At 42.4% G+C, this 22,159-nt stretch carries 23 protein-coding genes and 1 riboswitch; of the genes, 6 read left to right on the forward strand and 17 right to left on the reverse strand.

What is annotated here, in order from left to right; translation table 11 throughout:
• Positions 1-175 precede the first annotated feature (175 nt).
• Both secDF and MHI08_RS12340 read right to left on the reverse strand, forming a co-directional pair.
• Positions 176-2,404: a protein translocase subunit SecDF gene (gene secDF / locus MHI08_RS12335; RefSeq protein ID WP_024423137.1), complete on the reverse strand. Its 2,229-nt coding sequence runs from the start codon at positions 2,402-2,404 to the stop codon at positions 176-178.
• Between the two features lie 41 nt (positions 2,405-2,445).
• Complete coding sequence (locus MHI08_RS12340; protein ID WP_003216788.1) at positions 2,446-2,742, reverse strand: post-transcriptional regulator; 297 nt, start codon at positions 2,740-2,742, stop codon at positions 2,446-2,448.
• Positions 2,743-2,858: 116 nt separating this feature from the next.
• On the opposite strand from MHI08_RS12340, the gene spoVB reads away from it, so the two are divergent.
• On the forward strand, positions 2,859-4,409 hold the full coding sequence (gene spoVB, locus MHI08_RS12345) for a stage V sporulation protein B (RefSeq protein ID WP_056767987.1): 1,551 nt from the start codon (positions 2,859-2,861) through the stop codon (positions 4,407-4,409).
• 1 nt (position 4,410) lies between these two features.
• Here the strand turns inward: spoVB and MHI08_RS12350 are convergent, their stop codons facing one another.
• Positions 4,411-5,073, reverse strand: coding sequence for a DUF421 domain-containing protein (locus MHI08_RS12350; protein WP_024423139.1), 663 nt, complete (start codon positions 5,071-5,073; stop codon positions 4,411-4,413).
• Between the two features lie 152 nt (positions 5,074-5,225).
• Between MHI08_RS12350 and MHI08_RS12355 the strand changes: the two genes are divergently transcribed.
• On the forward strand, positions 5,226-5,603 hold the full coding sequence (locus MHI08_RS12355) for a TIGR04086 family membrane protein (protein ID WP_024423140.1): 378 nt from the start codon (positions 5,226-5,228) through the stop codon (positions 5,601-5,603).
• Positions 5,604-5,651: 48 nt separating this feature from the next.
• Here MHI08_RS12355 and yajC read toward each other — a convergent pair whose 3' ends face one another.
• From yajC to MHI08_RS12390, 7 genes are all read right to left on the reverse strand, one after another.
• Positions 5,652-5,918 carry a preprotein translocase subunit YajC gene (gene yajC / locus MHI08_RS12360; protein WP_008360993.1) on the reverse strand — a complete coding sequence of 89 codons (267 nt, stop codon included), beginning with the start codon at positions 5,916-5,918 and terminating at the stop codon, positions 5,652-5,654.
• 47 nt (positions 5,919-5,965) lie between these two features.
• On the reverse strand, positions 5,966-7,111 hold the full coding sequence (tgt, locus tag MHI08_RS12365) for a tRNA guanosine(34) transglycosylase Tgt (protein ID WP_025092430.1): 1,146 nt from the start codon (positions 7,109-7,111) through the stop codon (positions 5,966-5,968).
• Between the two features lie 31 nt (positions 7,112-7,142).
• Positions 7,143-8,171 (reverse strand): tRNA preQ1(34) S-adenosylmethionine ribosyltransferase-isomerase QueA, encoded by a 1,029-nt coding sequence (gene queA, locus MHI08_RS12370; RefSeq protein WP_198457059.1) that lies wholly within the window; start codon positions 8,169-8,171, stop codon positions 7,143-7,145.
• A 34-nt stretch (positions 8,172-8,205) separates the two neighbouring features.
• Complete coding sequence (locus MHI08_RS12375) at positions 8,206-8,406, reverse strand: DUF2905 domain-containing protein (RefSeq protein ID WP_012010741.1); 201 nt, start codon at positions 8,404-8,406, stop codon at positions 8,206-8,208.
• Positions 8,399-9,403, reverse strand: coding sequence for a Holliday junction branch migration DNA helicase RuvB (gene ruvB / locus MHI08_RS12380; RefSeq protein WP_024423143.1), 1,005 nt, complete (start codon positions 9,401-9,403; stop codon positions 8,399-8,401). Before ruvB ends, MHI08_RS12375 begins: the two co-directional genes overlap by 8 nt.
• Before the next feature lie 11 nt (positions 9,404-9,414).
• On the reverse strand, positions 9,415-10,020 hold the full coding sequence (gene ruvA, locus MHI08_RS12385; RefSeq protein WP_024423144.1) for a Holliday junction branch migration protein RuvA: 606 nt from the start codon (positions 10,018-10,020) through the stop codon (positions 9,415-9,417).
• A gap of 148 nt (positions 10,021-10,168) precedes the next feature.
• The gene (locus tag MHI08_RS12390) at positions 10,169-10,669 is read right to left on the reverse strand and encodes an intercompartmental signaling factor BofC (RefSeq protein WP_073979823.1); all 501 of its coding nucleotides are present in this window, start codon (positions 10,667-10,669) and stop codon (positions 10,169-10,171) included.
• A 239-nt stretch (positions 10,670-10,908) separates the two neighbouring features.
• Here MHI08_RS12390 and MHI08_RS12395 point away from each other — a divergent pair, with 239 nt between their 5' ends.
• Entirely contained in the window at positions 10,909-11,553 is a 645-nt protein-coding gene (locus MHI08_RS12395; RefSeq protein WP_149126424.1) for a protein kinase family protein, read from the forward strand.
• A 32-nt stretch (positions 11,554-11,585) separates the two neighbouring features.
• Here the strand turns inward: MHI08_RS12395 and MHI08_RS12400 are convergent, their stop codons facing one another.
• Positions 11,586-11,768 (reverse strand): hypothetical protein, encoded by a 183-nt coding sequence (locus tag MHI08_RS12400; RefSeq protein ID WP_008342761.1) that lies wholly within the window; start codon positions 11,766-11,768, stop codon positions 11,586-11,588.
• Between the two features lie 191 nt (positions 11,769-11,959).
• Here MHI08_RS12400 and MHI08_RS12405 point away from each other — a divergent pair, with 191 nt between their 5' ends.
• Complete coding sequence (locus MHI08_RS12405; protein WP_167364625.1) at positions 11,960-12,106, forward strand: hypothetical protein; 147 nt, start codon at positions 11,960-11,962, stop codon at positions 12,104-12,106.
• Positions 12,107-12,141: 35 nt separating this feature from the next.
• On the opposite strand, the gene thiC is transcribed toward MHI08_RS12405, so the two are convergent.
• Positions 12,142-13,902, reverse strand: coding sequence for a phosphomethylpyrimidine synthase ThiC (thiC, locus tag MHI08_RS12410; RefSeq protein ID WP_149126423.1), 1,761 nt, complete (start codon positions 13,900-13,902; stop codon positions 12,142-12,144).
• Positions 13,903-14,027: 125 nt separating this feature from the next.
• Positions 14,028-14,136: riboswitch (TPP riboswitch) on the reverse strand.
• Positions 14,137-14,371: 235 nt separating this feature from the next.
• On the opposite strand from thiC, the gene MHI08_RS12415 reads away from it, so the two are divergent.
• A complete protein-coding gene (locus MHI08_RS12415) occupies positions 14,372-15,004 on the forward strand; it encodes a LysE family transporter (protein ID WP_056767994.1) in 633 nt (210 codons plus the stop codon).
• A gap of 45 nt (positions 15,005-15,049) precedes the next feature.
• Here MHI08_RS12415 and MHI08_RS12420 read toward each other — a convergent pair whose 3' ends face one another.
• The 5 genes from MHI08_RS12420 to nadB all read right to left on the reverse strand — a co-directional run bounded on the left by MHI08_RS12420 (position 15,050) and on the right by nadB (position 20,919).
• Complete coding sequence (locus MHI08_RS12420; RefSeq protein WP_024423149.1) at positions 15,050-15,667, reverse strand: YhcN/YlaJ family sporulation lipoprotein; 618 nt, start codon at positions 15,665-15,667, stop codon at positions 15,050-15,052.
• Positions 15,668-16,000: 333 nt separating this feature from the next.
• Positions 16,001-17,272, reverse strand: coding sequence for a SafA/ExsA family spore coat assembly protein (gene safA, locus MHI08_RS12425; RefSeq protein WP_342499657.1), 1,272 nt, complete (start codon positions 17,270-17,272; stop codon positions 16,001-16,003).
• Between the two features lie 131 nt (positions 17,273-17,403).
• Complete coding sequence (gene nadA / locus MHI08_RS12430; protein ID WP_135032973.1) at positions 17,404-18,513, reverse strand: quinolinate synthase NadA; 1,110 nt, start codon at positions 18,511-18,513, stop codon at positions 17,404-17,406.
• Positions 18,500-19,363, reverse strand: coding sequence for a carboxylating nicotinate-nucleotide diphosphorylase (nadC, locus tag MHI08_RS12435; RefSeq protein WP_125586684.1), 864 nt, complete (start codon positions 19,361-19,363; stop codon positions 18,500-18,502). The genes nadA and nadC overlap by 14 nt, the downstream gene beginning before the upstream one ends.
• On the reverse strand, positions 19,345-20,919 hold the full coding sequence (gene nadB / locus MHI08_RS12440) for an L-aspartate oxidase (protein ID WP_342499658.1): 1,575 nt from the start codon (positions 20,917-20,919) through the stop codon (positions 19,345-19,347). The genes nadC and nadB overlap by 19 nt, the downstream gene beginning before the upstream one ends.
• Positions 20,920-21,004: 85 nt before the next feature.
• On the opposite strand from nadB, the gene MHI08_RS12445 reads away from it, so the two are divergent.
• Positions 21,005-22,156, forward strand: a complete 1,152-nt coding sequence (locus MHI08_RS12445; RefSeq protein WP_342499659.1) for an IscS subfamily cysteine desulfurase — start codon at positions 21,005-21,007, stop codon at positions 22,154-22,156.
• The last annotated feature ends 3 nt before the right edge of the window (positions 22,157-22,159 follow it).

Genomic DNA, 22,159 nt, shown 5'->3' on the forward strand with positions numbered 1-22,159 from the left:
AATGAATAAAGCCAAATGCCCTAAACAGACACTTGCTTTCTATACTGGTCTAAACGTAAGTCATTATAGCAAAAGACCATTTCAAGATCAATGAAACCCAAAATGTTTTTTCAAAGCGTCTACTTTTCGGGAAAAAACGATAGAAAAAGACTGCCGAAAAGGCAGTCTTTCTAGATTAAATATCTTGATCTGTATCTATCTTAGCTGGTTTTTTCAGCTCACGGCCTTTCCACATCAGCCAAATTTGTGCCGCGATGTAAAGGGATGAGTATACCCCTGTTAATAAGCCGACAAGTAAGGCGATGGAGAAGTTTGTAATCGACGCTGATCCGAAGATAAGCAGTGCGATAACAACGACAACTACAGTCAGCACCGTGTTGACAGATCGCGTAAAGGTTTGCTGTAAGCTTAAGTTCACAATGTACGATAGATCTTCAATGGTTTTCGGTTTACGTTTCTTCATTTGTTCACGAACCCTGTCGAAGGTAACGATCGTGTCGTTGATCGAGTATCCAATGACTGTGAGGATCGCGGCAATGAAGGTGACATCCACCTCTAAGCGCGTAATACTAAAGAAGGCGACAATAAAGAATGCATCGTACAGCAATGAGGCAATCGCCGCAATCGCCATTTTATATTCAAAGCGGATGGATACATATATAATGATCCCAATTGAAGCAATGATGACGGCATATAGCGCATTACGGGCAAGCTCTTTTCCGACAGTCGGTGATACTGTACTTACGTTCGGCTCAGTGCCGTATTTATCTTTGAAGTAATCTTTTACTTCAGCAATTTTTTCTTTATTCGGCACACCGACAAATCGAACCGCTGCCTGATTTTCATTTTGCCCCGATAGCACAACACTGTCTGCTTCAAGGTCAAGCTTTTTAAAGTCTTGCTCTACTTGTGCAGTTGTCAGCTTGTGATCGCTTTGAACATCAATTCTCGTTCCACTAGCAAAGTCAATACCAGCATTAAGCTTGAAGATCGAAAGGACGATGATTCCCGCAATGGTAACAGCTATTGAGAAAATCATAAAGCCTTTACGTTTGCTGACGAAATCCCATTTATCAAATGGCGTTTTCGGTTCGGTATTTTCTGTTGTTTCGTGGATATTCATGATGTCTTTTTTGCGGACACCAAACCAGCCTTTTTTGCGGTCGAGCGCGCGGCTCTCTACAAGCAGTCCAAGAAGGAATCTTGATAGGAAAACAGCTGTGATAAAGCTTGTTAAAATTGAGAGGATGAGCATCGTTGCAAATCCTTTTACAGAGCTTGTCCCGAAGAAGAACAGCACTCCGCCGGCAATAATACTTGTTAAGTTGGCATCAAAGATGGTCGCAAATGATCTGCGGTTCCCTGATCTAAAAGCAGACCGGACAGATTTGCCGAGCTTCAGCTCTTCTTTGATCCGCTCATAAGTAATAATGTTGGCATCGACAGCCATCGCTACCCCTAGAATCAGTGCAGCAATTCCAGGCAGTGTCATGACCGCACCCATCCAGTCAAACACTTGCAGCGTAATGTAGATATAAGCTGAGAGTGTGATGACTGCAATAAGACCAGGTAATCGGTAATAAAACAGCATGAATAAGAAGATAAATGCGATTCCTACAATTCCTGCGAACACTGTTTCGTTCAGTGCTTGTTCACCAAACTGTGCACTTACAGATGTGGAATATTTTTCTGTTAATTTTACTGGCAATGCACCAGCATTTAAAATACTTGCAAGGTCTTTTGCCTCTTGGACAGTAAATTTCCCTTCAATTTGTACGTCACTGCTGTTAATCTCTTGATTCACATTTGGTGCAGATACATACTTGTGGTTTGATTTTGAGACTTCTTTTTTGAAGGAATCTCCTTTGTCGTAATCAAGCCAAATGACAAGCTGATTATTTGGTGCCATCGCTGCTACTTTTCTTGTGACGTCACCAAATTTTTTCGCATCTTTTAGTTTAACCGTCACAATTGGCTCATTCGTTTGACTGAATGTTTGTTTTGCACTGTTTTCGACTAGGTCAGCCCCGTTAAGGAGTTCTTTATCATTCGTATCTCTGAAGGATAGCTGCGCTTCAGTGGAAAGAATTTCCCTTGCTCTGTTTTGATCTTTTACCCCCGCAAGCTGCACGCGGATACGGTTGTTGCCTTCAATCGAGATGTTCGGCTCACTTACACCAAGCACGTTCGCTCTTCGGTTAAGAGCCTCCACAGTACTAACGAGAACACTATTTGTGATCTTGTCCTCTTTTTTCACTGGATGTACTTCATACAGGACTTCAAATCCACCCTGTAAATCCAGCCCTAGCGTCATATCTTTCGCAACAGGCTTTGTCAGTAAGCCCACGCCAGTTCCGATTAACAGAACCACTAAGAAAAACGCAAGAATGCGCCCTTTTTTCATTATGTATTTCCTCCTTAAACACCTAAATCCATTAAGATGGCTTATTTCAACAGTTCATCAAGCATATTCTTGCCATCTTCACTGTCCAAAAAAGCAGACGTTTTAAACGACTGAACGGTTGCATAGTTCATAAATTCGCCTATTTTCACAGATAAAATATCTGCAACCATTTCATGAATCGGATACTCTTGTTTTTTCTTCCACTTCTTATTCTCTAAGTATGACCATAATTCCTCTAAATCTACATCTTTATAGCCCAAAACGATGAATTCTTCAAGCTTACTGAACAGAAAAGGCTTTAAATGGTCTTTGTAAATAGCAGCTGGGTGTTGTGTCATTGCGTAGCTCCCCCTTTTCAGTTTTTTATCGAGAGACTTGTCATGCTTGGACGATATACACGCATATCTTATTGTATATGATTCTATGTCGTTTGAGAAGGCAGGTGATCTGTGATTTGACGAAGCAAACGTTTTTAAAGGGGACCATTATTTTAATTTTAGCAGGTTTTATCACGAGAATATTGGGTTTTGTCAATCGAATTGTCATTGCGAGGTTCATTGGCGAAGAAGGGGTCGGGCTTTATATGATGGCTGCACCAACCTTTTTTCTCGCCGTGACGCTCACACAATTCGGACTGCCTGTCGCCATTAGTAAGCTTGTCGCAGAAGCAGAAGCCAGGGGTGACAAACAGAAAACAAAACGTATTCTGGTCATGTCCCTTGCGATAACAGGAACACTCAGTCTGATTTTCACGCCGCTCTTTTTATGGTTTGCGCCCATCATGGCAGAAAATATGCTGACAGACCCTAGAACGGTCTATCCACTGCTGGCTATTACACCTGTCGTACCAGTCATCGCCATTTCCAGTGTGTTAAGAGGCTATTTCCAGGGCAGACAGCAAATGAGTCCGCTTGCGATGTCTCAAGTTCTGGAGCAGGTCGCAAGAATTTCTCTAGTGGCGGTATGTACAACGGCTTTCCTTCCTTACGGGATTGAATTTGCGGCAGCAGGTGCGATGGTGTCATCTGTGATTGGAGAGATGATTTCCCTTGCTTACTTACTGATCGCCTTTCGCTATAAAAAGACCATTCGTATTCGAAAACGATTTTTTAAAGCGATTCATGACGGGAAGGACACATTTAAACAGCTGATGAGCATTGCCCTGCCAACAACAGGCAGCCGTTTTATCGGGAATATTTCGTGGTTTTTAGAGCCGATCGTTGTCGCGCAAAGTCTTGCTATTGCTGGTTATGCGGCTGTAGAGGCGACAAGACAGTACGGGGAGTTGACCGGGCTTGCTCTGACCCTTTTGACACTGCCTAGTTTTATTACGTATTCACTCTCCACTGCATTAGTTCCGGCGATCAGTGAAGGAATGGAGCAGAACAAACGTAAAACGGTCGAATACCGCCTGAAGCAGGCGATGCGCCTATGTTTACTCAGCGGAGGCATTTCATGTATTATTCTTTTCGTTTACGCCGAAGATTTAACGCTCTTTATGTATGGTTCATCGCACGCGGCCATTTATGTGAAATTCATGGCGCCATTTTTCCTTCTATATTATTTTCAGGGGCCCCTTCAAGCCGTGCTTCAAGCACTCAATTTAGCTGGTGCGGCGATGACCAACAGCCTGATTGGCGCTATTGTAAAAACAGGGATGATTTTTGTTCTTGCTTCACAGCCAGGCTTTGGCATTATGGGCGCTGCACTTGCGATATTAATCGGTATCATCCTTGTCACACTGCTCCATGCGGCAACTGTTGGAAAGGTGCTGCCTATTCATTTACCATTAAAGGAATATGGACTATGCGTCCTTGTGATTATCGGTACAGGTGCTGTCAGCCTTTGGCTGAAATCTCAAGTAAATGGACTCTTTTCTGCTCCTATTGAACTTGTGACGCTCATTTTTGTTACGTGCACGCTGTATGTCATTCTATTAATCTGCCTAGGTCTAGTGAAACGAGAAGAGCTGCGCCGCATCCCGTTCATTGGGAAGCTGTTTTAGCTCATCTCTTTTTGATCACTTCATCTTTCAAATCAATATAAAATGTTTTTTGATTAAAGCTGCAGTAAGAGATTTGTTCGATATCATGATAGCCTCTTTTAGCAAGCTCATCTTTCAGCCACTGTTCATTTTGATTGATTTGCTTTAGGTGGTCATGCTGCACCACACCATCCGCAACAAGTGGAAGCTCAAGCGCTGCATGTTTGCGCTTGTTTTCTTTTTCGACGACGGCGAGCTTTCCAGACGGCTCTAAAATGGCGTAAGAGACATCCTGAATGCTGTCGATGTTATTTTCTCTTAATTGAATGAGCAGGTCATCAAAATTGTATCGCTGTTTTCTCATTGCACCTTCGTCTATTTTCCCATTGATGATAAGCAGGGCCGGTTTTCCGTCAAGAAAGCGCCGGACACCTTGAAATTTTAATGAGAGGTAGGCAAGTGTGATTTGAATGAAGGTTAACAGCAGGATTGGCCATACCGTATGTAACATGTTATCCTCTACTTCTTCTATGGCGAGAACCGCAATTTCTGCGATCATCATAAAAATGACTAGATCTAAAATGCTCAGCTCGCCAATTTCCCTTTTGCCCATTAAGCGAAATATAAACCAAATAAGAAAATATAAGATGATGGTTCTCATGGAAATGATCAAGATGTCCTGCATGTGATGTAAACCCTCCTTCTCCAACATAGCTTGTGTCAAAACACTTTATTTATGTAGAAAAGAAACGTCTGAAACATGTCTATTTTTTCTTCACTGTGAATACATTTTAGTAAAAGACAAGCTTCGTTCAATTGGAGAGGAGACGAATCTACATGCAGGAAACGAAACAAATTGGAAAAGGCATTTTATCCGGCTTAATTGCCATTTTTATCGTGATGGTTGTCACCAGTTTACTTGTGTCGCTCATGCTTACATTCACAAGTATGCAGGAATCATCATTTAAATGGATGATTATGATTTTGTCCTTTGCTGCCCTTTTATTAGGAGGCATCATTTCTGGCGGGAAAGCAAAGGAGCGCGGCTGGCTGATTGGTGCGGTCACATCTATCATTTTTTCTCTCACTGTATTTTTATTTCAATATTTGGGGTTTGGAAAAACGTTTTCACCAGAGCAGTTTATCTATCATGGAGCATTTTTAGGCATTTGTATGCTGGGGGGAATGATTGGCGTCAATCTTCGAGGCAAATAAAAAAAGAGCGGTCATATCGCTCTTTTTTTATGGCTATGTATCAGAGGATTAGCCTTTGTCAGCTAATTCTCTAATAGCACGACGATCGAAAGTTAAACGGTTGTTTTCGCTTGTTTTGATGACCACTTTTGATTCATCAATTGAGTCGATTTCACCGTGTAAACCACCGATTGTGACGATTTTATCGCCTTTTGATAAAGATTGCTGCATCTGACGCACAGCTTTCTGTTGCTTTTGCTGTGGACGGATTAACAAGAAGTAAAGCACAGCAAACATGACAACAATCATAATGATTGAACCCATACCACCATCCATTCTATTTCACCCCTTTCTAAAGCATTGTAAAGCCTTTCGTTTATGCGTTAAAAGTTTTTCGCATTCGGTTTGTTAAAGCCGTAACGCTCAAAAAACTCTTCTTTAAAATCACCTAAACGATCCTCACGGATAGCTTCTCTCACTTGCTCCATTAATTTTAACAGAAAATGAAGATTATGATAAGTTGTTAATCGAATTCCGAACGTTTCATTTGTTCGAATTAAATGTCTAATATAGGCGCGTGTATAGTTTTTACATGTATAGCAGTCGCAGTTTTCATCGATTGGTCTAAAGTCACGCTCATATTTTGCATTTTTCACAACAAGACGGCCTTCACTTGTCATTAAGGTACCGTTTCTTGCAATTCGCGTCGGCAGTACGCAATCAAACATATCTACACCGCGAATGGCGCCGTCAATTAAGGAATCTGGTGAGCCGACACCCATTAAGTACCTCGGTTTGTCTGCTGGTAAGAATGGTGTTGTAAATTCAAGTACACGATTCATCACATCTTTTGGTTCCCCTACAGATAAGCCTCCGATGGCGTAGCCTGGGAAATCAAGTGAAACAAGGTCTTTTGCACTTTGTTTTCGAAGCTCTTCGTATTCTCCGCCTTGGACAATTCCAAACAGCCCTTGATCTTCAGGACGCTGGTGCGCTGTTAGACAGCGCTCTGCCCACCTGCTTGTCCGCTCCACAGAACGTTTCATGTAATCGTACTCTGCAGGATACGGCGGGCATTCATCAAATGCCATCATAATATCAGAGCCAAGTGCATTTTGGATGTCCATCGCTTTTTCAGGAGATAGGAACAGCTTGTCTCCGTTTAAATGATTACGGAAGTGAACGCCTTCTTCTTCAATTTTTCTAAATTCACTCAATGAAAAAACTTGGAATCCGCCTGAATCAGTTAGAATGGCTCGATCCCAGTTCATAAATTTGTGCAGACCGCCTGCTTCTTTTACGATATCGTGACCTGGACGGAGCCATAAGTGGTACGTATTGCTTAAGATGATGCCTGCATCCATTGCCTTTAATTCTTCAGGCGCCATTGTCTTGACTGTAGCCAGTGTACCTACTGGCATAAATACAGGTGTTTCAAAGGAGCCGTGCGGTGTATGAACGCGGCCAAGACGTGCACCTGTTTGTTTGCATGATTTAATGAACTCATAACGTATCGGTGATTGCGACAAAAATGAGCCCTCCTGTCTTCGTTGTATAATGTTATTGAATCAGCATGGCATCGCCAAAGCTGAAGAATCGGTATTCCTCTTTCACAGCCTCATTGTACGCTTTTAGTACGTGCTCTCGTCCAGCTAATGCGCTGACAAGCATAATTAACGAGGATTTTGGCAGATGGAAATTCGTGATCATGCCATCAATTGCCTTGAATGTGTAGCCAGGGTAAATAAAGATCGACGTCCAGCCGCTTGAGGCTTTGAACGCACCATCATGTGCACTTGCAATGGTTTCAAGCGTTCTTGTCGACGTTGTGCCGACTGAAATAATCCGTCCGCCTTCATTGCGAACGCGATTAAGCGCATCAGCTGTTTCTTCATTCATTTCATAAAACTCTGCGTGCATTTCGTGTTCTTCAATACGTTCTGCACTTACCGGACGAAACGTGCCAAGCCCTACGTGCAGCGTAATGAAAGCAATGTGTACACCTTTCGCTTTCAGCGCATCCAGCAGCTCGGTTGTAAAGTGGAGACCGGCAGTTGGCGCAGCAGCGGAGCCAACCTCTTTTGAATAAACGGTTTGATAGCGTTCACGGTCGTCAAGCTGCTCTTTAATATATGGAGGCAGCGGCATTTCACCAAGGGATTCAAGCACTTCATAAAAAATGCCTGTATATTGAAACTCGACTTTTCTTCCGCCATGTTCCATTTCCTCTGTACATACAGCTTGGAGCCGTCCATCACCAAACGTGATAACCGTCCCTTTTTTCACCCGTTTGGCTGGTTTGACAAGTGTTTCCCATTTGTCTCCTTCTTCTTGTTTCAATAGAAGAAGTTCAACTTTGGCACCTGTATCCTCTTTCATCCCAAACAGACGTGCAGGCAGAACGCGCGTGTTGTTTAGAACGAGACAATCACCCTTTTGAAAATAATCGATGATTTGTGAGAATGTATCATGTGTAATCGCACCCGTTTGTTTGTTTAAGACCATCAGTCTTGATGCATCTCTTTTTTCAAGCGGCACTTGTGCAATTAATCTTTCTGGTAAATCAAAATCAAATAGTTCTAGCTTCATTTCCTTCACCTATTCTGTAGTTAACTAGTTAACGTTATTTCATCCGTCCAAAGATATTCAGTAATATGGTCAGTACGATACTAATGACAATGCATGTAATGACAGGAAAAAAGAACGTTACATTCCCTTTTTTCACAAAAATATCACCTGGAAGCTTACCAACCAATTGAAACACTAATCCTGCGGCAAAAAGGACACCACCTAAAATCATTAATATTTTAGGGAATTCAGTCACGAATCGGAACCTCCATTTGAAAATGTTCATACGCTTCTCTTGTGACGACCCGTCCTCTTGGCGTTCTTTGCAGGAAACCAATTTGCAGTAAGTACGGTTCGTACACATCTTCAATCGTATGTGATTCTTCTCCAATTGTCGCTGAGATCGTATCAAGCCCAACAGGACCGCCTCTAAATTTTTCGATCATACTTAAAAGGAGCTTATGGTCTATATGATCGAGGCCTAGCCTGTCGACTTGAAGACGCTCAAGGGCATCTTCCGCAATGTCCTGCGTAATGGCATGGTTCCCAAGCACCTGCGCAAAATCTCTTACTCTTCTGAGCAAACGATTGGCAACCCTCGGTGTTCCCCGGGAACGTCTCGCAATCTCTTCGGCAGAGCGAATGTCGATCCCAATCTCAAACAGCTCGGCTGTTCTTGCCACAATGTGAGCCAAATCTCTTTGCTCATAGTATTCCAATCTTGCATGTACCCCAAACCTATCACGAAGCGGCGCTGTTAACAGCCCGACACGAGTCGTTGCACCTACAAGCGTAAATGGCGGTAAATCAAGCCGTACAGAGCGTGCTGTATCTCCTTTTCCAATAACAATATCTAAACAAAAATCCTCCATTGCCGGGTACAGCACTTCTTCTATTGAGCGCTGCAAGCGGTGAATTTCATCAATAAACAATACATCACCTGGCTCAAGAGATGTTAAGATGGCCGCCAAATCACCAGGACGCTCAATCGCTGGTCCTGACGTTGTACGCAGCTGAACATTCATTTCATTGGCAATGATCGACGCAAGCGTTGTTTTCCCAAGTCCAGGAGGCCCATATAAAAGGACGTGATCAAGCGTTTCCTGCCGCATGCGGGCAGCTTCAATAAATACGCTGAGGTTATCCTTTACTTTTTGCTGACCGATATATTGGCTAAGTGTCTGTGGCCGCAGACTTTGCTCAATGGCTGATTCATGGTTGTCTGCTTCAGTTGAGACGAGCCGTTCATCCATGAGACATCACCCTATTTCAACATTTTTTGTAATGCTTTTTTCACATATTGATCGGTTGTAAGATTCTTTTCTTCTTTTAATAATGGAAGAACCTTTTTGATTTCACGATCACCGTATCCAAGGACACTTAAGGCTTCAAGCGCTTCATCTAATGCAGTTTGCTGCGTTTCGACCTGAATGTGGTCCTCGTGATTAAATAAGTTGCCAATCATTTCTGGCACCACATCTGCCAGTTTTCCTTTTAGATCCAGAATGATTTGACGTGCTGTTTTTTTGCCCACACCAGGGAATTTAATCAGGAAGGCTTCATCTTCACGCTCTATCGCTGAAATGACAGCGCCAGGATCACCGGAAGCAAGAATCGCGAGTGCACCCTTTGGCCCAATTCCTGTGACATTTAACAGTTTTGTGAACAGCGCTTTTTCTTCTCGTGTTTGAAAACCGTATAACGAAAAGGCGTCTTCCTTTATGTAATGATACGTATAAATCGTTTCTTGTTTATTTACTCGATAGATAAACGGGTTTGGGGTATAGACTTGATATCCCACTCCGCCGTTTTCAATGACAACATATTGCGGGCACACATAATCAATGGTCCCTTTTACAAACTCTATCACCGTTTTCACCTCTTTGACTGTTCTTCATTGTAACATAAATCGAAGAGAAAACCGCAATAAAAGTTAACATACGTTCGCTCAGTACATTTTTATGATGAAACCACGAAAAACAGCTTGCGGTCTTCACACCAGCAAGCTGTTACACGCTTTAAAACGATATTTCATTTCGATAAGGCTTCATGACTTCAAGCACATGCTCAAATTCATCCTTTGTTCGAAAAGGAATGCCTTGCTCAAGCTGCTTTTCCACATGGCTTTCTAAACGGGACGTATCAATTTGAAAAAAGAGATGAATAGGCTCCGCCCAGCCGTCAGGCCTTCCATGAAACGTAGAAATCACACCGTCCTCTGATAATCCGATATATCCATTTGCTTTACTTAATGGAGAAATATCATCAATTTGCTTTCTAAAAAGGGCAAAATCCTCTTTTTGTTCTACCAGCGTCCAGCCTTTATACTGCGCCCAGAATGTGTCTTTATCTTCTAATGATGCCCGGTGTCTTTCAATACTCACATCGCCGTCTAGATAGACTTTTTCAAGCTGGACGGTAATAGAGTTTGACTGCTTTTGCAAGTGTTCTTTTCCTTCCATATCCGCAGCGAAAAAAAGCACACTTGTCATGATAAGTCCTGTAACGAAACATTTCATCTTCACTTTCACTATTTACACCTCTTTAGAACATGAGATCGATGCATGACATATGTAGTTTGACCCATTTTTCTAAACATTAACCAAATCGATGATTCAAATGTATGTTAAGAGTCTTTCGTTGTATCCTTCATTCGTAAATGTTATGTTTTATACAATCCATTGCTTTATCGAATGACACGGTTTTTTCATCATTCGTTTTTCAGCCGCATAAACTGAAACCAAAGAAGGTGAAGTCAATGTCAGATGTCAAAAGATTAGCCGAATCGATTCAGTATCATGAAGAGAAACGTTTTCATAAGCTTTCCTATAAACCGGCAGAGCTTGAACTGTGCGGCAAAGGAAGAAGTGCCTATGTCTTTTTATACAAAAAAGACGGCAAGAAAATGGCACTAAAAGTCTTTTTCCCTTCTTATCAGCATATTGCCCGCAAAGAGGCTGCCATTTACGAAAAACTTTCTGGTTCGTCTTACTACCCTGAGATTTATGAGTCTGGGGATCAGTATATTTTAATGGAATATATTAAAGGCTACACATTCTATGAATGCCTTACAAAAGGAATTCCTATTAAAAAACAAATGATTGAACAAGTCGATGATGCGCTGGAGGAAGCGCGTGAGAAAGGATTGAATCCTTCTGATATTCATCTGCGCAATCTGATCTTAACAAAAGAAGGGCGGATCAGGGTCATTGACGTTGCCAGGTTCACGCAAACGAAAGCATGTCATCAATGGGATGATTTAAAAGCCGCTTATGCCTATTACCAAAAACCTTTTTTCCCTAAAAAAGCACCGCGTCTGTGGCTTGAAGTCATTGCTTATTTGTATAAAAAGAACTGGCTGTCCCGCGGGCAGCTTAATAATCGAAATGATTTTTCTGCATAACGAAAGCCGCTCTATCTGAGCGGCTTTCTGCGTTATTCTGTTTCTACATGGATACTATTGACGTTTAATAGGTTAATGATTTCATTATTCAGCTTAAACCAATGATTGGCTTCTTCAATTTTTTTATACACATCATAGGTAGCTGGACGTTTGAGCTCGAAATCAAGCACTTCCCCATTGTTCATATGAAATGTTACCTTAAATACTTTCATCATAAGATCACCTTCCACTCTTCTTGTTCGCTGGTCAAATAGATCAGCTCTTTTCATTCATTCTCTATTGAACTCGTTTCCCCTCCTTGTTTCCATTCAAACCCAAGAAGTTTAAATTTTGTTTAAATTCATACAAAACATCTATCTCTCAAATCTGCAAAGAAGTATATTGGTTAAAAAGGAGGCTGCCCTTGATGAAGCAGAAAAAGAAACGAACATCTCCAGAAAGAAAAACAGTCTTTTTTCATTTAACAGATGCCCTCATTCCGAGTGTGGACATGATGGCATATGCAGCAAAGGCATTTTTTCACCTTTTAAGAAAAGCCTTCTCAGCCGTTTGATAAAACCCCGCACAGCATCGTGCGAGGTTCTTTTTTTAGGGCTGATAAATTTGACTTCCCTGGCTGACAAACTCCTTCGCCTTCTTTTCCATCTCTCTTTTCACTTCTTCAGATTGATTGCGGATATCATGAGAAATTTTCATACTGCAAAACTTCGGTCCGCACATCGAGCAAAAGTGAGCGGTCTTAGCGCCTTCGGCAGGCAATGTTTCATCATGGAACGCCAAGGCTCTTTCAGGATCAAGTGACAGGTTAAATTGGTCCCGCCACCTAAATTCAAATCTCGCTTTCGATAAAGCATCATCGCGCTTTTGAGCCGCAGGATGTCCTTTTGCTAGATCAGCCGCATGTGCGGCAATTTTATAGGCGATCACGCCTTCTCTCACATCTTCTTTATTCGGCAGACCTAAATGCTCTTTTGGCGTTACATAGCATAGCATGGCTGTTCCGTACCAGCCGATCATGGCCGCACCGATGGCGGATGTAATGTGATCATACCCCGGCGCAATATCTGTTGTAAGAGGCCCTAATGTATAAAATGGGGCTTCCTTGCAAATGTCCATTTGCTTGTCCACATTCTCTTTAATTTTATCCATTGGCACATGACCGGGCCCTTCAATCATCACCTGCACATCATGTTTCCAAGCGATCTCTGTTAACTCACCTAACGTTTCCAGCTCTGCAAACTGCGCCTCATCATTGGCATCAGCAATCGAACCTGGTCTAAGTCCATCTCCAAGAGAAAAGGCGATATCATACGTTTTCATAATTTCACAAATGTCTTCAAAGTGTGTGTAAAGGAAATTCTCTTGATGATGAGCAAGACACCATCTTGCCATAATCGCACCGCCTCTTGAAACAATTCCGGTTACCCGATCGACTGTCAGCGGAATATATCTTAATAGCACGCCCGCATGAATCGTGAAATAGTCTACACCTTGCTCTGCTTGTTCAATTAATGTGTCTCTATACACTTCCCACGTCAAATCTTCTGCGACTCCATTCACTTTTTCAAGGGCCTGATAGATAGGAACGGTTCCTACTGGGACTGGGCAATTCCGAATGATCCATTCTCTCGTTGTATGAATATCCTTTCCAGTAGACAGATCCATCATTGTGTCTGCCCCCCATCTGATTGCCCACGTCATCTTTTCTACCTCTTCATTAATGGATGATGTTACAGCTGAATTGCCAATATTCGCATTGATTTTGACATGAAAATTCCTTCCGATAATCATTGGTTCACTTTCTGGATGGTTAATATTCGAAGGAATGACGGCTCTTCCGCTCGCTACTTCCTCTCTAACGAACTCAGGGCTTAGCTCTTCTCTTATTGCGATAAACTCCATTTCAGGCGTAATGATGCCTTTTTTGGCATAATGCATTTGCGTCACGCACGCTCCTTGTTTCGCGCGGAGCGGCTTATGATGAAAATCAGTTTGGACAGAATGGAAGGACTCCTTCTCCCTTGACCGATATCCGTTATCTTCCGGTTTTACATGACGCCCTTCATAGCTTTCTGTATCTCCTCTTTCTTCTATCCATGCTGCTCTAAGACGCTTTAATCCTTTTGTGACGTCAATATGAACGTTCTCATCAGTGTACGGTCCACTCGTATCGTATACACGGACTGGTTCATTTTTTATGTCGCCCGCCTCTGTCACAGTATGTGAGAGTGCAATCTCTCTTTTCGGCACTAAGATATCGGGCCTTGATCCTTTCTCATACACCTTTCGGCTGCCGTCAAAGCTGGATAATAATGATTGGTTGGATGGGACACTTTTCTTTTCCTTCATTTGCTGTTCTCTCCTTTTCTTCTTGTCACCGGACAGGATGGAATCAGCACCAGCAAAAAACCAGGCTCTATTTAAAGAACCTGGTTTCGTCGTCAGAAATAACATGCATATCATTGATAGGATACATGCATCATCTTTAACTTCCCCACGCTGGTACGAGCCAGATCAGGTCCAAAGGGTTAAGAAGTTTATGCTTCTCTCTCAGCCCATTTACGGGCACCCCTAGTCACTTTTATTGATTTCCACATCAGTGTAGCATAGAGACATCATGAAGAAAAGAAGATTCAGGAAAATAGTTCCTTTCCCCTACAAGCGTTATGGATCATGTTGATATACAGTCTTCTATACATCATCTATCTCTATCATTTCAATAAAATCTGAAATAAACATTGATCCTTTTCTCCTATTATGTATAATTAATCTAAACGGAGAATTTTTATACAATTTATTCAAAGGAAGTTCTAGTCGATTGCAAACATTTCTCACATTTATCGTCGTAGGATTCTCAATTGCTCTGCCTGTTGGAGCAATCACGGTTGAAATGACAAAACAGGGACTCAAAAACGGATTCTTTCATGGTTTAACTGTCGGAGCAGGCGGTATGACCATAGACTTATTACTTATTATGGCTTTATATGCTGGATTTGCTCAGTTTTTATCTTTGCCGTTTGTTCAAATCCCGCTCTGGCTGATCGGAGCTGTATTTTTAATGATTCTCGCATACGATTCCATTAAAAATGCGGATCAAGATATCCATTTAGCAGGAGAAAAGGTCAATAAATCATTCGCAAAAACATATCGAAACGGCTTGCTCGTGGCGGTATCTCCTGGAAATCTTGTGTTCTGGGTTTCTGTTTTTGGTGCTGTACTTGCGGATGCGTATACAAAAACAGATTCATCTGAATTTATGCTGGCTGCCGGCGGTATTTTGGCAGGGATTCTCCTTCATGACATCGGTCTTCTCACACTTGTATCCTTAACAAGAAAAGTGATGAATCGAACGATGATCAAGTGGACATCCATTATTGCTGGTATTTTATTACTAGGGTTTGGCTGTTATTTCTTTTACGAATTTTATATAGGCATCAAGGTTTATTTTTAAGAAAAGGCTAAAGTTCGTAATGAACTTTAGCCTTTTTGTGTCAAACTATCGGGTCATGCCTGTTTGGCCTGTTTCAAATTGCGTTCTTCTCATGTCTCTAAAGCGTGTGAACGCACCTTCATCTTTTATGACTTGGACTGCTCTTCCATCCGCATAACGAGTCGCTGCTTCTTCTACTTGTGATACGCCTTCTGACGTCAGGCGGCCATCTGATTTAATGGCAATATACACATTCTCATCCGTCACCATGACTTGAGAGTCTGCCACGTGATTCATTTTATTGATGCGGTTGGCAATTTTTCTTGAACGCTGGATGTTCTCTTGTTTATCGTAGCCTGAGAACGACATTTGGTTATGATAGTTCATATCTCCATGACTGTAGCGTCCATCTCCACCTGTGAGAGGCATTCGATCATCAGCTTGAGGACGTGTACGGTAATCAACATTTGTTGTATTTCTCCCGTTCATTCCCTCCATGAGTTCAGAAACTGGTCCTTGATGATCTTGGTTGTTGTCTTCCGCTCGTTGATTCGAATGATAACCAACCGGCTGGCCTGATTGATTATGACGTGTATCGACACCTGCGTTATTATTTGCACCACATGCCGTTAAACCAATAGGAAGAAGCACTAATGCGATTGTTTTTTGCCATTTTTGTCTCAAACGAAAAACCCCCTGTACAAATTCAATCTCATGAGCGCGAAACAGGCTCTGTTTTAGCATGTACAGTTAGGAAAAAAATCAAGCTGTCAGTTATAAACAAAAAAAGGAACGATTGAGATCGTTCCTTCTGATTGGTGACAAATGGCTAAAATGTTTTTGATTTTAGCCATTTGTCTTCTTTTCAGCGTAATAGAAAACCTTTGCAGTCTAGGAAGGGCGAGCACCGGAACGGAGCGAATTTGACATTCGTGAGTACCGGCGCGCAGACCTGACACCGAATGCGAGGGTTTGTCTACACGCTGAAAGGAACGATTGAGATCGTTCCTTCTGTCATTAATCTTCTTCTTCTTCCTCCGGCCTTGCAAAAACGGATTGACCTGGATATGGCTGCATGTAAGGCTGAGCTGGATAAGCCCCCATTTGGCCATAAGGAACAGGATTCGGATAATGTCCTGGCCAAGGCTGATGATGCTTCATGCCATCATCGCATCCGCAATCTTCCTTGCCATATGCTGCATTTGAAACGTTTGGAAAAAAGCCTTGATTTGCGTTGGCATTTGCATTGGCGTTTGGATGCGTATGGTGATGCCAGTGATGTTCGTCGTTTGCATGGTGCTCATGATTTTCTCCGTAGTAAGCAGGCGCTTGATACGCAGGATAATAAGGATGAGCCGGGTATGGATATGGCATCATATGATGGTGATAATATGGATGGATAGGATAACATAAGCCTGATCCCGGTAAAATTGGCGATGCCGGCACCATTTGCTGCGGATATGGATACATCGCCGGCATGTAATGACCATGACCATAACCAAAATAAGGATCATATGGTTCATGATGATGATGTTGGTGATGATGCTCGTTATTTTCAGCCACTCCCCCTACCGCTGCCCCTCCCACATTTGGCATTTGCGGGAAGTTAGGAAGGTTCGGATAATTGCCATGCTCCATGTCTTTTCCCTCCTCTTTTTGATGCGGAATATGAATAAACGGATCATACCCCTTTGCCACTTCATCTTTTAGATGACCTTTATTTTCATGATGAAAATGGTCCTTGTGATCTTTATGTTCCTTATTTTCATGATGGACATGACCCTTGTTATCTTTGTGGTCTTTATTTTCATGATGAAAATGATCCTTGTGATCCTTTTTGTCATGAACATGATCTTTCTTCTCATGAACGTGATCTTTTTTCTCGTGATGATCTTTTTTGGGAGGAGGTGTGAATGGCTGGTAGAGATTGGTCTGATAATAGTTCACATCCACTTGCGGAAAAACTGGCTGCTCGATTTTTGGCACTGGCGGTACATATGGTACCGGTTCATTTGGCTTTTCCTTCGGTTTCGTATCTTGCACTTGCACGACATCTTTTGGCTTTTCTTTCACATACGGATGTTCTTTCGTTTTTGGCATTTCTTTTGCTTTGTGATGATCTGTTTTTACAGGAACACCACTAGATGGAATTTTAATCTTCATACCCGGCATGATTAAATCAGGATTACTGAGCTGTGAATTTAGTTTTTTCAATTCTTGAAAGTCGACTCCGTATTTCTTTGAAATTTTCCAAAGGGAGTCTCCTTTTTGCACAATATGAATTTTCAACGTTTTCCCCTCCTATGCAAAACGTGAACGTAACGGTTATGTCAGAAGTACAATATGTTTCAACATAAATTTATGCCTATTTACAAGCCGATATGATAAAAACTTGTTTTCTGATAGGAGGGGCTGATTCATTATTTAATGGCGAGCATTTTCTCAAGTGCAAGCAAAGCGTCTTTCGTGATGTCTTCATTGACCTGTATCAACCCGGCCGGCTGACCCTTCTCAATGCTTTCCAGTGACCATAGCAAATGAGGCAGATCAATCCGGTTCATAGTCAAACATGGACACATATCTGGGTTAAGGGATTCAATTTGTTTATCTGGGTGCTGCGCTATGATCCGTTTGACTAAATTCATCTCTGTTCCAATCGCCCATTTGCTTCCTGCTGGCGCCTGTTTGATCGTATCAATAATAAATTTCGTTGAACCTGCTAGGTCAGAAGCCCTTACGACCTCATGCGTGCATTCAGGATGAACAAGAATTTGAATGTCACGATCTTTTTTTCTCATTTCTTCTATATTCCGAACGGTAAACTTCTCATGTACAGAGCAATGGCCTTTCCATAAAATCATCTTGATCCGGGAAAGCGGCTGATCGGTGATAAGCTTTTCTTCTATCTGATCCCAGACAGCCATTTCTTCTAGCGGAATACCTAAATCAAAAGCCGTATTACGCCCTAGGTGCTGATCAGGGAGAAATAGAATCCGCTCTTTTTGTGTCAGCGCCCACTCAAGTACTTTTTTAGCATTTGATGAAGTCACTGTTGCCCCGCCATGTTTGCCGACAAATGCTTTAATGTCTGCTGTTGAATTGACATACGTAAGCGGAAGTATTGTATCCCCAAACAAATCAGTGAGCTGCTCCCATGCTCTGTCTGTTTGTTTCATATTTGCCATATCTGCCATTGAACAACCTGCCCTCATATCTGGCAATACAACGCTCTGATTCTTGTTTGACAGCATATCTGCCGTTTCTGCCATAAAATGAACACCGCAGAATACAATGTATTCAGCCTCATGATTGTCAGCCGCTATTTGTGCCAGCTGCAATGAATCTCCTGTTGCATCTGCAAATTCAATGACCTCATCCTTTTGATAATGGTGGCCTGGTATAAAAAGCTTTGAACCAAAAGCCCGCTTAATGTCTAACACTCGCTGCTTCATCTCATCATCAGAGCGGTGTTTATATTCATCTGGCATCATGACTGCATGTTGATTGGCTAATACATTAAGCATGGACATGAGTTGTTCCCCCTTTATGACTGAATTCCATATTCATACTAAAATCAAATGCTGGAGCAGAATGTGTCAGAAAGCCAAGTGAAATAAGGTCGACTCCTGTGCCCCTGTAGCTTGGCAATGTCTCTAGCGTGATGCCTCCTGAAGCCTCTGTCAGAATGGACTCTGGCGTCATTTGTTTAAAACGTTTTACTTCGTCTGGAGAGCAGTTATCAAACATGATGACATCCGCTTTTGCATCAATGGCTTCTATAAGCTGCGTTTCTGATTCAATTTCCACTTCAATTTTCACCATATGACCGGCATATGCTCTTGCTTTCTCTACAGCTTCACGAATAGAACCGCATGCGGCAATATGATTATCTTTAATCATCACCCCATCCGATAAGCCAAAGCGATGATTCTTTCCACCGCCTGTCTTCACTGCGTATTTCTCTAACATACGCAGGCCGGGTGTCGTTTTTCTCGTATCACAAATCGTAATAGACGGGTCGCCTAATCGCTGCACCGCCTCATGTGTTAAGGTGGCGATACCTGTCATTCGCTGCAAAAGATTTAAAATGACCCTCTCTCCCTTTAATAAGTCGTTGACTGGGCCCTTTATTTTCGCCAGTACAGCGCCTGAATGAATCCAATCACCTTCTTGAAAATACAGCTCCGTTTGAATCTGTTCATTCAACAGGCGGTACCCTAGATCAATCACTTGTGATCCTGCCAATACACCAGATTGTTTCGCAATGATAAAAGCTGTTCCCTTCTTGTCCCCAAAGATAGCATCTGCTGATACATCTCCAAAGCCAATATCTTCTGTGAAAAAATGAGTAAGCATTTGTTTTAACTGTAAACGTTCCATTTGGCACCGATCCTTTCATTTTTCATGATATGAATGTGACCTTTTTCATGAACAATCTGCCTGCCCCGCCACAACGCATCGCTCCGCTCTGGATAATCCATTCGATAATGGCCGCCTCTGCTTTCTGTACGGAGTAATGCAGATTTGGCAAGGCAAACCGCTAATGCCCATTGATTGCTTAATTCGATCTGTTCATTTGTGATATCCTTCACATTAATTTGCTGAAAATTGACACGCTGTAACGAATGAAGCAAGGTCTGCAAGCCTTTTTCATCTCTCACAATGGCCGCAAATGTAGTCATCCATTGTCTCAGCTGAGTTGTTGAAATCATTGGAACCATCCATATTTCTTGAATTGAAAAAGGTGGACTTGTTTCTTTCTGTTTAGGCAGTTGTTCAATTCTCTGTGCCGCTTTGCTGCCTAACACGAGACCTTCCAGAAGAGAATTACTCGCCAATCGATTCGCACCGTGTAAGCCAGTACAGGCCGCTTCTCCAATGGCAAATAGCGCTGGAACAGTCGTTTCTCCATATTCATTGACGCTGATGCCGCCCATTAAAAAGTGCATACCAGGGGAAATTGGCAGCCTGCCGCTTTCCATATCGACGCCTGCACGCTGGCACATCTGAGCTATGGCCGGAAAACGAGCTGAAAAATGCGGGATATCATGGATGTTAAGATACAATTGATGACCTAATTGCTGCTCATGAAAAATAGCTCTAGCGACCACATCTCTAGGTGCTAAATCAGCTTGTGGGTGAATACCTTTCATGATCCGCCTGCCTGTTTCATCTTCTAAATAAGCTCCCTCTCCCCGTACTGCCTCTGAAATGAGGCCAACTGCTTTTCCAGCGATTGTTAAAAGAGTTGGATGGAATTGAACAAATTCGAGATCCACTAATTGTGCCCCGGCTCGATAGGCCATCATCAGTCCGTCTCCTGTTATAGAAGGATCATTTGTGTTTGTCTCATATAGGGAGCCGCAGCCGCCAGTTGATAAAACAACGGCATCTGCGGTCATCGTATGTACGTGTCCTGTCTCGTCTTTCCATACAACACCCGTACATGTCCCTTCATGAATCAATAGATCAATGACATGATGATATTCGTATAAGTGAATATGTGAGCCGAGCTGACTTTTCAGAAACTGTACAAGGGTTTTACCTGATTGATCTCCTCCTGCATGCAAGATGCGATGAGTGGTATGTGCTCCCTCTTTGCCTAATTGCGGCTCTCCCGCCTCATCTTGATCAAATGGACAGCCTTCTGCTACGAGCTGCTCCACAAGGTGTTTTCCAAGTCTCACAATTTCTTGTACCGTTCTTTCATCATTGTGATCACAGCCGGCAGCTAGTGTATCTTGCACATGCTGCTCAGCTGAATCATGTGCTGAAAAGGCAGCAGCGATTCCTCCTTGTGCCAGCATGGAATTACTAGATGAACATTGTTTTTTTGTCATCATGATGACCTGGCAGCTTTTCGAAATGGTTTTTGCAAAGGAAAGCGCTGCAATGCCTGACCCCACCACAATAACTTTTTTGATTGATGACACCATCGCCCCTCCTGTCATTTACACCTGTCTTGACACATATCATTACACAACACTAAAATAAATACAAGAAAAAATTTTCACACGGGAGATGGATGGGTTGGTTTATTTAGATTACGCAGCTTCTACACCTGTTTCAGAGGAAGCGCTGCATGTTTTTGAGCAGCTAAGCAAAAATTTCTACGGAAATGCAAGCAGCCTTCATGATGCTGGGGGAAAAGCAAATGACATATTGACTTACAGCAGACAATCACTCGCTGCCATGATCGAGGGTGAACCGGATGGGATCTATTTTACAAGCGGTGGAACTGAATCCAATCTCCTTGCGATTCAATCGATCATCAATGGACTGCCAGCACATCAACAGCATGTCATCACAACTTCAGTTGAGCATCCTTCTGTTCATTATGCAGTTAGCAGCTTAGAGCGTTTTGGCGTAAAAGTCACGATCATTGAACCGAATCAGGATGGAATCATAACAAAGGACATTCTCAAAAAAGCATTATTGCCTGAAACAGGACTAGTATCTATTCAGCATGCTAATTCAGAAACAGGGATTATCCAGCCGCTTGCTGAATTAGCGCCTCTTTTAAAAGAAAGGAACATTCTTTTTCATACAGATGCTGTGCAAACATTTGGAAAGATTCGTGTGTCCATCAAAGAACTTGGAGTCGATGCTGTGTCCATCTCAAGTCATAAAGTGTATGCTCCTAAAGGCGCTGGTGCCGTTTATATGGGTGCTCAGGTTCCTTGGAAACCTTTATATACAGGAGCAGTTCAGGAAAATGGCTTACGTCCAGGGACAGTAAACGTTCCATGTATCGGTGCTTTTGCTGCCGCAAGTGAACAAGCGATGCTTAGGCTGGATGAACAGCAAAAATTAGATAAGCAGCTGCGTGATTATTTTCTTCAGCAGTTAAAAATAAGACAGCTGCCAGTTCGTACGCTTCAGGACAATGACAATCGCCGCACGCTTCCTCATATTATTGGTTGTTTTTTTGAAGGGTTTGAAGGACAATATGTAATGTTAGCATGTAACCGGCATGGGATTTGTCTATCTACTGGAAGCGCATGTGCTTCCGGTTATCACCATCCTTCCCCTGCTGTGAAGGCATTGCGTGTATCAGATCGTGATGCCCTACAATTTATTCGACTATCATTTGGATATCAGTCATCAAAAGATGACATCGATCAGCTTTTGCATACATTTGAGCATTTGCAAAAGGAGAAGAAGGGAGCTTAGGAC

This window comes from Bacillus sp. FSL M7-0791 (genome assembly GCF_038627085.1).
In the GTDB taxonomy this organism is placed as follows: Bacteria; Bacillota; Bacilli; order Bacillales; family Bacillaceae; genus Bacillus; species Bacillus safensis.